The sequence below is a fragment of the Melghirimyces profundicolus genome, assembly GCF_003054245.1.
In the GTDB taxonomy this organism is placed as follows: domain Bacteria; phylum Bacillota; class Bacilli; order Thermoactinomycetales; family DSM-45169; genus Melghirimyces; species Melghirimyces profundicolus.
This window is the reverse complement of record NZ_QBKR01000018.1, coordinates 54,071-66,376: the sequence shown is the minus strand read 5'-3', so window position 1 is coordinate 66,376 and position 12,306 is coordinate 54,071. Positions and strand designations below refer to the sequence as shown.

The 12,306-nt window shown below is 57.0% G+C and carries 26 protein-coding genes; all 26 read right to left on the bottom strand.

Annotated features, from left to right (window positions below; genetic code table 11):
- Positions 1–2: 2 nt before the first annotated feature.
- The 26 genes from rpsM to rplD all read right to left on the bottom strand — a co-directional run bounded on the left by rpsM (position 3) and on the right by rplD (position 12,291).
- Positions 3–371 (bottom strand): 30S ribosomal protein S13, encoded by a 369-nt coding sequence (gene rpsM, locus C8P63_RS12975; RefSeq protein ID WP_108024871.1) that lies wholly within the window; start codon positions 369–371, stop codon positions 3–5.
- 21 nt (positions 372–392) lie between these two features.
- Positions 393–506: a 50S ribosomal protein L36 gene (gene rpmJ / locus C8P63_RS12970; protein WP_003322638.1), complete on the bottom strand. Its 114-nt coding sequence runs from the start codon at positions 504–506 to the stop codon at positions 393–395.
- A 100-nt stretch (positions 507–606) separates the two neighbouring features.
- Positions 607–825, bottom strand: a complete 219-nt coding sequence (gene infA / locus C8P63_RS12965; RefSeq protein WP_009710936.1) for a translation initiation factor IF-1 — start codon at positions 823–825, stop codon at positions 607–609.
- Between the two features lie 4 nt (positions 826–829).
- Positions 830–1,138 carry a KOW domain-containing RNA-binding protein gene (locus C8P63_RS12960; RefSeq protein WP_108024869.1) on the bottom strand — a complete coding sequence of 103 codons (309 nt, stop codon included), beginning with the start codon at positions 1,136–1,138 and terminating at the stop codon, positions 830–832.
- Positions 1,139–1,150: 12 nt separating this feature from the next.
- Positions 1,151–1,897, bottom strand: coding sequence for a type I methionyl aminopeptidase (gene map / locus C8P63_RS12955; RefSeq protein WP_108024867.1), 747 nt, complete (start codon positions 1,895–1,897; stop codon positions 1,151–1,153).
- Entirely contained in the window at positions 1,894–2,547 is a 654-nt protein-coding gene (locus C8P63_RS12950; protein WP_108024865.1) for an adenylate kinase, read from the bottom strand. Before C8P63_RS12950 ends, map begins: the two co-directional genes overlap by 4 nt.
- 153 nt (positions 2,548–2,700) lie before the next feature.
- Positions 2,701–4,008 carry a preprotein translocase subunit SecY gene (secY, locus tag C8P63_RS12945; RefSeq protein ID WP_108024863.1) on the bottom strand — a complete coding sequence of 436 codons (1,308 nt, stop codon included), beginning with the start codon at positions 4,006–4,008 and terminating at the stop codon, positions 2,701–2,703.
- Complete coding sequence (gene rplO / locus C8P63_RS12940; protein ID WP_108024861.1) at positions 4,008–4,448, bottom strand: 50S ribosomal protein L15; 441 nt, start codon at positions 4,446–4,448, stop codon at positions 4,008–4,010. Before rplO ends, secY begins: the two co-directional genes overlap by 1 nt.
- A 44-nt stretch (positions 4,449–4,492) precedes the next feature.
- Positions 4,493–4,681, bottom strand: coding sequence for a 50S ribosomal protein L30 (gene rpmD / locus C8P63_RS12935; protein ID WP_108024859.1), 189 nt, complete (start codon positions 4,679–4,681; stop codon positions 4,493–4,495).
- 12 nt (positions 4,682–4,693) lie between these two features.
- On the bottom strand, positions 4,694–5,191 hold the full coding sequence (rpsE, locus tag C8P63_RS12930) for a 30S ribosomal protein S5 (RefSeq protein WP_108024857.1): 498 nt from the start codon (positions 5,189–5,191) through the stop codon (positions 4,694–4,696).
- Positions 5,192–5,208: 17 nt separating this feature from the next.
- Entirely contained in the window at positions 5,209–5,577 is a 369-nt protein-coding gene (gene rplR, locus C8P63_RS12925; protein WP_108024855.1) for a 50S ribosomal protein L18, read from the bottom strand.
- A 27-nt stretch (positions 5,578–5,604) separates the two neighbouring features.
- Positions 5,605–6,141: a 50S ribosomal protein L6 gene (gene rplF, locus C8P63_RS12920; RefSeq protein ID WP_108024852.1), complete on the bottom strand. Its 537-nt coding sequence runs from the start codon at positions 6,139–6,141 to the stop codon at positions 5,605–5,607.
- A gap of 29 nt (positions 6,142–6,170) precedes the next feature.
- Positions 6,171–6,569 carry a 30S ribosomal protein S8 gene (gene rpsH, locus C8P63_RS12915; RefSeq protein ID WP_108024850.1) on the bottom strand — a complete coding sequence of 133 codons (399 nt, stop codon included), beginning with the start codon at positions 6,567–6,569 and terminating at the stop codon, positions 6,171–6,173.
- 25 nt (positions 6,570–6,594) lie between these two features.
- On the bottom strand, positions 6,595–6,780 hold the full coding sequence (locus C8P63_RS12910; RefSeq protein ID WP_108024848.1) for a type Z 30S ribosomal protein S14: 186 nt from the start codon (positions 6,778–6,780) through the stop codon (positions 6,595–6,597).
- 49 nt (positions 6,781–6,829) lie between these two features.
- Positions 6,830–7,375 (bottom strand): 50S ribosomal protein L5, encoded by a 546-nt coding sequence (gene rplE / locus C8P63_RS12905; protein ID WP_108024846.1) that lies wholly within the window; start codon positions 7,373–7,375, stop codon positions 6,830–6,832.
- 27 nt (positions 7,376–7,402) lie between these two features.
- The gene (gene rplX / locus C8P63_RS12900; RefSeq protein ID WP_211308284.1) at positions 7,403–7,777 is read right to left on the bottom strand and encodes a 50S ribosomal protein L24; all 375 of its coding nucleotides are present in this window, start codon (positions 7,775–7,777) and stop codon (positions 7,403–7,405) included.
- A gap of 48 nt (positions 7,778–7,825) precedes the next feature.
- Entirely contained in the window at positions 7,826–8,194 is a 369-nt protein-coding gene (gene rplN, locus C8P63_RS12895) for a 50S ribosomal protein L14 (RefSeq protein ID WP_108024844.1), read from the bottom strand.
- Between the two features lie 32 nt (positions 8,195–8,226).
- Positions 8,227–8,493, bottom strand: coding sequence for a 30S ribosomal protein S17 (gene rpsQ, locus C8P63_RS12890; RefSeq protein WP_108024842.1), 267 nt, complete (start codon positions 8,491–8,493; stop codon positions 8,227–8,229).
- Positions 8,490–8,702 carry a 50S ribosomal protein L29 gene (gene rpmC, locus C8P63_RS12885; RefSeq protein WP_108024840.1) on the bottom strand — a complete coding sequence of 71 codons (213 nt, stop codon included), beginning with the start codon at positions 8,700–8,702 and terminating at the stop codon, positions 8,490–8,492. Before rpmC ends, rpsQ begins: the two co-directional genes overlap by 4 nt.
- Positions 8,692–9,123 (bottom strand): 50S ribosomal protein L16, encoded by a 432-nt coding sequence (rplP, locus tag C8P63_RS12880; RefSeq protein WP_108024838.1) that lies wholly within the window; start codon positions 9,121–9,123, stop codon positions 8,692–8,694. Before rplP ends, rpmC begins: the two co-directional genes overlap by 11 nt.
- Positions 9,124–9,125: 2 nt before the next feature.
- Positions 9,126–9,785 carry a 30S ribosomal protein S3 gene (rpsC, locus tag C8P63_RS12875; protein ID WP_108024836.1) on the bottom strand — a complete coding sequence of 220 codons (660 nt, stop codon included), beginning with the start codon at positions 9,783–9,785 and terminating at the stop codon, positions 9,126–9,128.
- Positions 9,786–9,798: 13 nt separating this feature from the next.
- Complete coding sequence (gene rplV / locus C8P63_RS12870; RefSeq protein ID WP_108024834.1) at positions 9,799–10,146, bottom strand: 50S ribosomal protein L22; 348 nt, start codon at positions 10,144–10,146, stop codon at positions 9,799–9,801.
- Positions 10,147–10,189: 43 nt separating this feature from the next.
- Positions 10,190–10,471, bottom strand: a complete 282-nt coding sequence (rpsS, locus tag C8P63_RS12865) for a 30S ribosomal protein S19 (RefSeq protein ID WP_108024832.1) — start codon at positions 10,469–10,471, stop codon at positions 10,190–10,192.
- Positions 10,472–10,513: 42 nt separating this feature from the next.
- Entirely contained in the window at positions 10,514–11,350 is an 837-nt protein-coding gene (gene rplB, locus C8P63_RS12860) for a 50S ribosomal protein L2 (RefSeq protein ID WP_108024830.1), read from the bottom strand.
- A 30-nt stretch (positions 11,351–11,380) separates the two neighbouring features.
- Positions 11,381–11,668: a 50S ribosomal protein L23 gene (gene rplW / locus C8P63_RS12855; protein ID WP_108024828.1), complete on the bottom strand. Its 288-nt coding sequence runs from the start codon at positions 11,666–11,668 to the stop codon at positions 11,381–11,383.
- A complete protein-coding gene (gene rplD / locus C8P63_RS12850; RefSeq protein WP_108024825.1) occupies positions 11,665–12,291 on the bottom strand; it encodes a 50S ribosomal protein L4 in 627 nt (208 codons plus the stop codon). Before rplD ends, rplW begins: the two co-directional genes overlap by 4 nt.
- Between the last annotated feature and the right edge of the window lie 15 nt (positions 12,292–12,306).

The following is a 12,306-nucleotide window of genomic DNA, read 5'->3' as shown; positions in this document are numbered from 1 at the left end:
CCTTATTTCTTCTTGTTGGCGACGGTTCGCCGGGGACCTTTGCGGGTCCGGGCGTTCGTCTTGCTGCGCTGACCGCGGACCGGCAGGCCGCGACGATGGCGAATGCCGCGGTAGGAGCCGATTTCGATCAAACGCTTGATGTTGAGGGCGGTTTCGCGACGCAGATCCCCTTCGACCGTCAGGTTTCTGTCGATGTAACCGCGCAGCTTCGCAATTTCTTCTTCGGTCAGGTCGCGGACCCGGGTGTCCGGATTGATCCCGGTTTCTTTCAGGATCATCTTCGAACGGGAGCGCCCGATCCCGAAGATATAGGTCAACGCCACTTCCACGCGCTTGTCGCGGGGAAGGTCAATTCCCGAAATACGAGCCAATGTTGGGCACCTCCTGTCTGGTTATCCTTGTTTTTGCTTGTGTTTGGGGTTCTCGCAAATCACCATCACGGTTCCTTTACGGCGAATGACTTTGCATTTTTCGCAGATCGGTTTCACCGAAGGACGTACTTTCATCTCGTATCCCTCCTGTTCCCACTCGGTGTCAGTTCTCCGGTCCGGGGTCCGGATCCTTCGTATAAACGGTGCGACATCCGAGCGGACTGTTCCGGGGCTGTTACTTGTAGCGGTAGGTGATCCGGCCGCGGCTCAAGTCGTACGGGGAGAGCTGAACCGTCACTCGGTCCCCCGGCAGGATCCGGATGAAGTGCATGCGAATCTTACCGGAAACATGGGCAAGGACTTTGTGACCATTTTCCAGTTCCACTCGGAACATCGCGTTGGGCAAAGGTTCGATGACCGTCCCTTCCACTTCGATCACATCTTCTTTGGCCATTGACTCACTCTCCTTTTTTCCGCTCCTGTTGAAGCAGGTATTGGTTCAAGGCGTAGCGTATTTTGGCATTGCTGACCCGTCCGTCCTCTTTCAAAGACTCCGCTACTTCACGGGCGATGTAGTTGGTGGGTTGAATATGCTTGACGTTTTTCTTCTTCGCGTGGCCAACTTTCCGCTTATCCCCGTCCACCAACAGGACAAAGTGCGGTTCAACCACGTCGATCACGATCGCATATCTCCCCGCCTCACGACCCCTCAACACCCGAACCACCTGTCCGGGACAGGGCCGCCTTTCGGGATCCGTCAAATCCATCACCCTTCACCTTTACGCTGTGGTCAATATTTCATGGCCGTCTTCTGTGATCGCGATGGTGTGTTCAAAATGCGCACACAGGGATCCGTCCTGCGTGACGACGGTCCAGTTATCCGCCAATGTTCGAACAAAACGTTTGCCCGCATTCACCATCGGCTCAACGGCCAGGGTCATTCCGGGTTTGAGACGCGGGCCTTTACCCGGAGGCCCGAAGTTGGGGACGCTGGGTTCCTCATGGAGGTCCTGCCCCACTCCGTGTCCGACGTATTCCCGGACGATGGAAAATCCGGCCTCTTCGGCGTGGGTCTGGATCGCATGGGAAAGGTCCCCGATCCGGTTTCCGGGCTTCGCCTGGGCGAGGCCCTTAAAGAGGGCTTCCTCCGTCACCTTCAACAGCCGGCGGGCTTCCCCGGAAACTTCCCCGACCGGATAGGTCCATGCGGAGTCCCCGTGGTATCCGTCATGGAGAGCGCCGATGTCGACGCTGATGATGTCCCCTTCCCGAAGGACGCGATCCCCCGGAATGCCGTGGACCAGTTCTTCGTTCACGGAAGTGCAGATGCTGCCTTTGAAGCCGTTGTATCCTTTAAAGGAAGGAGTGGCCCCTTGTTTGCGAATGAACGATTCGGCCAGCCGGTCCAGTTCTCCGGTCGTGACTCCGGGCCGGATCGCCTCTTTGATCAACTGGTGCGTCTCATAGACGATCCGGCCTGCTGTTCGCATACGTTCCAGCTCTTTCGACGACTTCAGGATGATCATTGGGTCGCTCCTCTGAGAACCTGGAGGATCGCTTCGGTCACCTTTCCGATCGGTTGCTCCCCGTCAATCCTGCGAAGGTTCCCTTTCTCCCGGTAGTAGTTCACCAGCTCCCGGGTGTTCTCCAGGTTCACTTCCAACCGCTTCGCCACGGTCTCTTCCTTATCGTCGTCCCGCTGATAGAGGGAGCCGCCGCAACGGGTGCAGACACCTTCCTCTTTCGGGGGATCAAACACCACATGATAAGTGGCACCGCATTGGCTGCAGATCCTGCGGCCGGTCAGACGCTTCAGAAGTTCGGCCTCGCCCACTTCGATATACAAGACGTGATCGAGGGCCCTCCCCATCTCATCCAACGTTTCATCCAACGCTTCCGCTTGGGGAACGGTCCGGGGAAAACCGTCCAGCAAAAATCCCTCGGCACAATCATCTTTGCCCAACCGTTCCCTGACAATACCGATGGTGACGCGATCCGGAACCAATTGACCTTCATCCATGAACTTCTTGGCTTCCAAACCCAGAGGGGTCCCCTCTTTGACCGCTGCGCGGAACATGTCACCCGTGGAGATGTGCGGGATGCGGAACGCCTCGGTGATCCGGTCAGCCTGGGTGCCTTTCCCGGCACCGGGCAATCCCATCAGCACAATATTCAAGCCTCATCCCTCCCGGTGGTTCGGTTCGCGAGCCCTGGCGGTCCGTTCCATCCGGCACCGATGGTTCAGTCGTTCTCAATCGTCCCGCAAGCTCGTGCGATAAGAGTCGGGTCCGGTGTAAGGACGATCCCCGGAAAATCTCCGGGGTCCCGATCACTTGATAAACCCTTTGTAGTGCCGCTTGATAAGTTGGCTCTCGATGTTTTTCATCGTTTCCAGCGCCACCCCGACAACGATCAGGAGTGACGTCCCGCCGATCTGAACCGATTGCGGCAGTCCGGCGATCGTGGTGAAGAAGACCGGCAGAATGGAGACCGCTGCCAGGAACAGCGCCCCGGCCAGAGTGATCCGGTTCATGATCTTCGTCAGGTAAATGGAGGTGTTTTTTCCGGGACGGATGCCGGGAATGTAACCTCCGTTTTTCTTCATTTGATCCGCCAGCTGCACCGGGTTGATCTGCACAAAAGTGTAGAAGTAGGTAAACCCGATGATCAGAAAGACATAGATCACCATGCCCAACGGGGCATTGTAACTGAAGTTGGCGATGATCCAGTCGGCCACCGCGTTCCCCCTCCAGAAGCTGGCGACCGTCGGGGGGAAGATCAGAAGTGACAGGGCGAAGATCACGGGAATCACCCCTGCGGCGTTCACCTTCATCGGGATGTGGGTGGATTGCCCGCCGTACATCTTCCGTCCCACTACGCGTTTGGCGTATTGGACGGGGATCTTGCGCACCCCTTGCTGGATGAAGATGACGCCCGCCACGATCAGGACCAGTACCAGCACGATGATCAGAAGTTTCACGATGTGAAGGAAGATCTGGTCACCGGCATTGGCGAACTGGCTTTCGTAGATCTGGCTCGCGGCCGGCGGGATGCCGGCGATGATCCCGGCAAAGATCAAAATGGAGATCCCGTTGCCGATCCCTTTGTCGGTGATCTGTTCCCCCAACCACATCAGGAACGCGGTTCCGGCGGTCAGAGTGAGTGAAATCAAGGCGTAGGTGGCAAAGCTCGGATCGTTGATGAACCCGCCGAATCCGGCACCGGCCCGTTCAAAACCGATGGTGAGACCGATTGACTGGATGAGCGCCAGCACAATCGTTCCGTAACGGGTCACCTTGGCCAGTTTGCGCCGCCCCACTTCCCCCTCTTTGGCCCATTGGGCAAACTTGGGGATCACATCCATCGTCAACAGCTGCACGATAATCGATGCCGTAATGTATGGCATGATACCCATGGCAAAGATGGAGAAGTTGAGAAGAGCACCGCCCGAAAAGGTGTTGATCAGCCCGAACACCCCGCTGCCGGTCTGCTCGGCCAATGCTTTCAACGCCTCATTGTTGGTGTTGGGGACGGGAATGTAACTGCCGATCCGGAAAACCACCAGCATCGCCAGGGTGAAGAGAATCCGGCGCCGGAGATCCTCCACTTTGAAAATGTTGCTCACGGTTTGAAACATCAGAGCACCTCCGTCGTGCCTCCGGCATTCTCGATTTTTTCTTGTGCACTCTTCGAGAACTTATGGGCCTTTACGGTCAGTTTCACGTTCAGTTCTCCGTTGGCCAGCACTTTCAAACCGTCTTTCAGATTCTTCACCACACCGGTTTCTTTCAAGAGATCCGGGGTCACCACGGTCCCCTCTTCAAACCGGTTCAGGGTGTCGAGGTTTACCACCGCGTACTCTTTGCGGGTCGGGTTGGTGAACCCCCGTTTCGGCAGACGCCGGTAGATCGGGTTTTGCCCCCCTTCAAAACCGGGACGCACACCGCCGCCGGAACGGGCTTTCTGACCTTTATGCCCGCGGCCGGCGGTTTTTCCCTGTCCTGCTGCGATTCCGCGGCCCACGCGTTTCCTTTCTTTGCGGGAGCCTTTGGACGGTTTCAGCTCGTGAAGTTTCACCCTTCGCACCTCCTCTGTCGTCTCTTGTGGTTATCAGGCGTTCCTTACTCTTGTACTTCTTTCACGTCGACCAGGTGCTTCACCTTGTTGATCATCCCGCGGATGGCCGGGGAGTCATTTTGGATGACGGTCTGTTCCCGTTTTTTGAGCCCCAGGGTTCGAAGGGTGACCCGTTGGGATTCGGGACGGCCGATCATACTCCGTTTGAGGGTGATAGCCAGTTTGTTCGCCATGATCATCCCTCCTTATCCCAGTAACTCTTCAACCGATTTTCCGCGCAGCTTGGCCACATCCTCCGGCCGCTTCATGTTCTCGATCCCGTTGAGGGTGGCCCGGACCATGTTGATCGGATTGTTGGAACCCGTGGACTTCGTCAGGATGTCGCCGACACCCGCCACGGTCAGCACGTCACGGACAGCACCGCCGGCAATCACACCGGTACCTTTGGAGGCCGGTTTCATCAGCACGCGTCCGGCACCGTAGCGGCCGATGATTTCGTGGGGGATGGTGGTTCCCGAAAGCGGGACCGTGATCATGTTTTTCTTGGCCACTTCCATACCTTTGCGGATGGCCTCCGGCACCTCGGCCGCCTTGCCGATCCCGGCGCCCACTTTGCCTTTACCGTCGCCGACCACCACCAGCGCGCTGAAGCTGAAGCGTCGACCGCCTTTCACCACTTTGGCCACACGGTTGATGCTGACAACTTTTTCGAGCAGTTCGTCTTTCGCCTGATCGCCCCTCATCGTTCTACCTCCTTTGCTCAAAAGTCGAGACCTCCTTCGCGGGCACCCTCCGCCAAGGCTTTGACCCGTCCGTGGTAGATGTAACCGCCCCGGTCAAAGACCACTTTTTTGATGCCTTTTTCACTCGCCCGTTTGGCGATCAGCTCACCCACTTTGCGGGCCGCTTCCACGTTGCCGCCATAGATGCCGCTCTCTTTCAGTTCAGCATCCAGGGTGGAGGCGGAAGCCAAGGTGTGGCCGTTGATGTCGTCGATTACTTGAGCATAAATGTTTTTGGAGGAACGGAACACGTTCAGACGGGGCCGCTCCGCGGTGCCCATGATTTTCTTGCGCACCCGGAAATGGCGCCGTTTCCGGCTTTTGTTCCGATCAGCCTTCTGGATCATGCCGCTTTCACTCCTTTCTGGTCAGCGTTACTTCCCGGTCTTCCCTTCCTTGCGGCGGATACGCTCATCAGCGTATTTAATCCCTTTCCCTTTATAGGGTTCGGGCTCCCGGACCGAGCGGATGTTGGCGGCCTGGGCGCCGACAAGTTCTTTGTCAATCCCTTTCACGACCACCTGGGTTTGGCTGGGTACCTCCAGCTCGACCCCTTGCAGAGGTTCCACTTCCACCGGATGGGAGTACCCCACGTTCAATACCACTTTGTTGCCTTTCTTTTGGGCACGATAGCCCACCCCGTTCAATTCCAGGGTTTTGGTGTAACCGTTGGTGACACCTTCGATCATGTTGGCCAAGAGGCTCCGGATCGTGCCGTGCAACGCACGGTGTTTGCGGTGGTCGCTCGGACGTTCCACGATCACTTGGTTGTCTTCCACTTTGACATTAATATCCGGGTGCAGCGTACGGGTCAGCGTTCCCTTCGGTCCTTTCACGCTCACTTCCGTACCGTTCAGTTTCACTTCCACCCCGTTGGGGATGGTGATCGGCTTACGACCGACACGGGACATTTGGTTCACCTCCATCCGTATCCGAATTTTTACCAGATGTACGCCAGAACTTCGCCGCCGACATTGGCTTGGCGGGCTTCTTTATCGGTCATGACCCCTTTGGAGGTCGACAACACGGCTATCCCGAGGCCGCGGAGCACTCGCGGAACTTCGTCGCTCTTGGCGTACACGCGCAGACCGGGCTTGCTGATCCGTTTCAGCCCGGTGATCACCCGTTCGTTGTTGGGGCCGTATTTCAAGAAGATCCGTAAAATCCCCTGCTTGCCGTCCTCAATATATTCAGCGTCGCGAATGAACCCTTCCCGCTTCAGGATTTCCGCAATCTCCCGCTTCAGTTTGGATGCGGGTACCTCCAGGCTCTCGTGGCGAACCAGGTTCGCGTTACGGATCCGGGTCAGCATGTCAGCAATCGGGTCAGTCATCACCATGCTCTATCCCTCCTTCCACTTTCGATTACCAGCTCGCTTTTTTCACACCGGGAATCTGCCCTTTATAAGCCAATTCGCGGAAACAGATCCGACAGAGACGAAACTTCCGGATCACGGAGTGCGGACGCCCGCAACGCTCGCAACGGGTGTAAGATCGCACCTGGTACTTCGGGTTGCGTTTCGCCTTTGCGATCATCGATTTTTTGGCCAACGGATTCCCTCCTTTGCATCAGTTTGTCGGTGTCTCATGATCCGTTCCTTTATTTGCGGAAAGGCATTCCCATCTGGGTCAGCAGTTCACGGGCTTCTTCATCGTTATCGGCCGTGGTGACGATCACGATGTCCATTCCGCGCACTTTATCCACTTTGTCATACTCGATTTCGGGAAAGACGAGCTGTTCCTTCAGCCCCAAAGTGTAGTTCCCCCGTCCGTCGAAGGCTTTCGGGGAAACGCCGCGGAAGTCCCGGACACGGGGCAGGGCCACATTGATCAGTTTGTCGAGGAAATCATACATCCGCTGTCCGCGGAGGGTGACTTTGGCCCCGATGGGCATCCCTTCCCGGAGTTTGAAACCGGCAATGGATTTTTTGGCCCGTGTGACCACCGGTTTTTGGCCGGAGATCCGGGTCAGATCTTCCACTGCGGCATCCAGGGCTTTCGGGTTTTGAACCGCTTCACCGACTCCCATGTTGATGACGACCTTTTCGATTTTCGGCACCTGCATGGGCGACTTGTATTCGAACTTCTTCATCAGGGCCGGACCGATTTCCTTTTGGTACCGTTCTTTCAGGCGAGGTACTGCCATCGTTTCCATCCTCCTTTCCGCTCAAGATCAGTCGATCACTTCTCCGGATTTTTTTGCGTAGCGGACTTTCTGCTTTTTGCCGCCTTTGCCTTCCGTGAATTTGTAACCCACCCGTGTGGGTTCTTTGGTCTTCGGATCCTCCAACATCAGGTTGGAGATGTGGATGGGGGCCTCCTGTTCGACGATCCCCCCCTGCGGGTTGTCCTGAGAGGGACGGGTGTGCTTTTTCACCATGTTGACGCCTTCCACCAGTGCACGCTGCTCCTCCGGGAACACCTTCAGAACGCGCCCCTTGGTGTAAACCATCTTGCCGTTTTTGTCACGGGTGGGAGCGTCCTTTCCCCGCATGACGATCACGGTGTCACCTTTTTTCACGTGCAGCTTGTTCGGACGTTTGGCCATGTTGGCACCTCCTTCAACCGGTCATTTACGCAAGTCATCAGCCGGGGATCAGAGTACTTCCGGAGCCAGCGAAATGATTTTCATGAAGTCGCGTTCCCTGAGCTCCCGGGCAACCGGGCCGAAAATACGGGTTCCCCGCGGGCTCTTGTCATCCCGGATCACCACGGCGGCGTTTTCGTCAAACCGGATGTAGGAGCCGTCCTTGCGGCGGGTGTTCCGCTTCGTGCGAACCACCACGCACTTGACCACATCCCCCTTCTTGACAACGCCCCCGGGTGTAGCTTGTTTCACCGTAGCCACGATCACATCGCCGATCCCGGCCGATTTGCGCTTGGAGCCGCCCAAGACTTTGATGCACATCAGTTCTTTCGCGCCGGAGTTATCCGCAGCGCGCAGACGGGTTTGCGGCTGAATCATCGGTTTCCCTCCTTCCGCCAGTCAGTACTGGGTTAAACGATCACGGCTTCTTCCACGATTTCGACCAAGCGCCACCGTTTGTCTTTGGACAACGGGCGGGTTTCCATGATCCGGACTACATCGCCTTTCTTGGCTTTGTTTTCCTCATCGTGGGCTTTGAATTTTTTGCTGTATTTCACACGCTTGCCGTACAGGGGATCCTTTTTGTAAGTCTCCACCGCGACAACGATCGTTTTGTCCATCTTGTCGCTGACGACCCTGCCTGTGCGAACCTTGCGGCGGTTGCGTTCTTCGCTCATGCCTTTTTCCTCCTTTCGATTCCGAGTTCGCGCTCGCGCATCACTGTCTTGCAGCGGGCGATGTCTTTGCGAACCTGCCGGATCCGGGCGGGATTGTCCAACTGCCCGGTCGCGGCTTGGAACCGGAGGTTGAACAGCTCTTCCTTCAGCGAAGCCAGCTTCTGTTCGATCTCGGCGGTGGTCATTTCAACCAGCTCTTTAGCTTTCATTCGTACCACCCGCTTCATCTCGAATTACGAATTTGGTCTTGATCGGAAGTTTCATGGCAGCCAGGCGCATGGCTTCGCGGGCCACGTGTTCCGGGACACCCGCCAGTTCAAACATGATCTTTCCGGGCTTCACGACGGCCACCCACTTTTCGGGAGACCCTTTCCCACTACCCATCCGCACCTCCAAAGGCTTCTGGGTGATCGGTTTGTCCGGAAAAATCTTGATCCATACTTTACCGCCACGCTTGATATAACGGGTCATCGCGATCCGGGCCGCTTCGATCTGCCGGTTGGTGATCCAGGAAGGTTCCAACGCCTGCAGACCGTATTCGCCGAAGGTCACTTCCGTTCCGCCCTTGGCCCGGCCTTTCATCCGACCGCGATGTTCTTTACGAAACTTCGTGCGTTTCGGCATTAACATCGTCACTTACCTCCTTCCGCGTCTCCCTTTTTCTTGGAGGGGAGCACCTCACCGCGGTAAATCCACACTTTCACTCCAATCCGTCCGTAGGTCGTGTGGGCTTCCGCGACACCGTAATCAATGTCTGCACGCAGGGTGTGCAGCGGGACCGTGCCTTCGTTGTAGCCTTCGGTCCGGGCGATGTCGGCACCGCCCAAACGGCCGCTCACCTGCGTCCGAACCCCTTTGGCGCCGGCGCGCAGCGTCCGCTGAATGGTCTGTTTCATCGCGCGGCGGAAAGAAACCCGACGCTCCAGTTGTTGCGCGATGTTCTCCGCCACCAGACGGGCATCCAGTTCAGGAGTTTTGATTTCGTTGATATTGATGTGCACTTTCTTTCCGGTCAGTTTGGTCAATTCCTTGCGCAGGGCTTCCACTTCGGATCCGCCTTTGCCGATCACCATCCCCGGCTTGGCGGTGTTGATGGTCAAGTTGACGCGGTTGGCCGCCCGCTCGATTTCCACGCTGGAGACGGCCGCGTCTTTCAGGCGCTTGGCCAGAAATTCACGGATCTCGATGTCTTCGTGCAGCATGTCGGCATAATCCTTGCCGCCGTACCATTTGGACTCCCAGTCACGGATGACGCCGACCCTGAGCCCTACCGGGTTCACTTTTTGACCCAAACTCTATCCCTCCTTATTTTTCAGATACAACCACCGTAATATGGCTGGTGCGCTTGTTGATGCGGCTGGCGCGCCCCATGGCGCGGGGGCGGAACCGTTTCATCGTCGGCCCTTCGTCCACCGTCGCCTTTTCCACCACCAGGTTTTGCGGATCCATATCATAATTGTGTTCCGCATTGGCCACCGCCGAACGGAGCACTTTCTCGATAATCGGCGACGCGGCCCGGGGGGTGAACCGCAGGATGGCCAGCGCTTCCTCCACGGATTTGCCGCGGATCAGATCGATGACCAGACGCGCCTTGCGGGGCGCGATTCGGACATAGCGCGCTACAGCTTTGGCTTTGGGTTTCGTCGCTTCCATCACCTGACCTCCTCTCTGGCTGACCTGTCAGAAATCCGTCCGTTTACCGTTTCCGGGTCTTCTTGTCGTCACCGGCATGCCCTCTGAAGGTCCGGGTGGTCACGAATTCGCCCAGTTTGTGGCCCACCATGTCTTCGGTGATATAGACCGGGACATGCTTGCGGCCGTCGTGAACCGCAATGGTATGACCCACGAATTCGGGGAAAATCGTAGAACGGCGAGACCACGTTTTAATGACCTTCTTGCTGTTCTTCTCGTTCAGTTCCCGTACCTTTTTCATCAGATGGTCGTCTGCGAAAGGTCCTTTTTTCAGGCTGCGACCCATGCATCAAACCCCCTTTCGGTCAATGGCCTTGTATCGGGTCCGTCACTTCTTGTTGCGACGACGGCGCACAATGTACTTATCCGACGGTTTGTTTTTCTTCCGGGTCTTGTATCCGATGGTCGGTTTGCCCCAAGGCGTAACCGGGGAAACGCGTCCGATCGGGGCACGGCCTTCACCGCCGCCGTGGGGGTGGTCAGCCGGGTTCATGACGGAACCGCGGACCGTCGGCCGCTTCCCTTTCCAACGGGACCGACCGGCTTTCCCGATGTTGATCAGCTCATGGTCCAGATTGCCAACCTGACCGATGGTGGCGCGGCACTCACGATGCACCATGCGGGTTTCCCCGGAGGCAAGACGGATGATCGCATACTTCCCTTCTTTACCCAGGAGTTGTGCCTGAGTGCCCGCGGAACGGACCATTTGCCCGCCGGCACCCGGTTTCAATTCGATATTGTGAATCACGGTGCCCACGGGGATCTGAGCCAGCGGCAGTGCGTTCCCCACCTTGATGTCGGCATCGGGTCCGGACTGGATCGTGTCGCCCACCTTCAGGCCTTTGGGGTGCAGGATATAGCGCTTCTCCCCGTCCGCATAATGGATCAGGGCGATATTGGCGGAGCGGTTCGGATCGTATTCCACCGTGGCAACTTTGCCGGGAACGCCGTCTTTGTTCCGCTTGAAATCAATGATCCGGTATTTACGCTTATGACCCCCGCCCTGATGCCGGGTGGTGATCCGGCCCTGGTTGTTCCTTCCCGCTTTTTTGACCAAGTTGGTGGTCAGGGATTTCTCCGGCTTGTCGGTGGTGATTTCGTCGAAAGTGGAGACCGTCATTTGCCGGCGGCCGGGGGAGGTCGGTTTAAAGTGTTTGATACCCATGGTTTGATTCCCTCCTTTTCCGTTGGGTTATCAGGCTTCAAAGAGTTCGATGCTCTTGCTGTCGTCCGTCAGTTTGACAATGGCCTTTTTGCGATCCGAAGTACGGCCCGCGTAACGGCCGAAACGCTTCGGTTTCCCTTTGACCCGCATGGTGTTGACCTGGGCCACTTTGACGCCGAAGATTTTTTCAACGGCATTTTTGATCTCCGTCTTGTTGGCCTTCAAGTCCACTTCAAAGACGTACTTGTTCTCTTCCATGAGGTCGGTGGATTTCTCCGTCACCACCGGGCGCCGGATGATATCGCGGGGGTCTTTCATTTCCCGAGCACCTCCTCTACGCGAGACACCGCATCCCGGGTGATGATCAATTTATCATGGTTCAGCACGTCCAGGACATTCAGACCCTGGGCATCGATAAATTTCACACCGGGGATGTTCCGCGCGGAAAGAGCCACATTTTCGTCGAACTCGCCACCAACGACCAGCGCTTTCCGATCGGCGTTCAGGTTGGAAAGAACCCTCACCATTTCTTTGGTTTTCGGCTGGTCCAGAGTCAGTTTGTCGAGCACGATCAGTTCGTTGGCTTTCACTTTGGCACTGAGCGCGGAGCGCATCGCCAGGCGGCGCACTTTTTTCGGCAATTTGTAGGCATAGCTGCGGGGCGTGGGACCGAACGCCACACCGCCACCAACCCAGATCGGGGAACGGATGCTTCCGTGGCGGGCACGACCCGTCCCTTTTTGTTTCCAGGGCTTCCGTCCACCGCCCCGGACGGCAGCACGGTTCTTCACGGCATGGGTCCCGCGGCGAAGCGATGCCTGTTGCATCACGACCGCGTCATGCAGAACCGTTTCGTTGGGTTCAATTCCGAATACGGAATCGGATAATTCCAACTCGCCCACCGGGCTGCCGTTTTGGTCCAGTACGTTCACTTTCGGCATGTCGTCTCCTCCTTC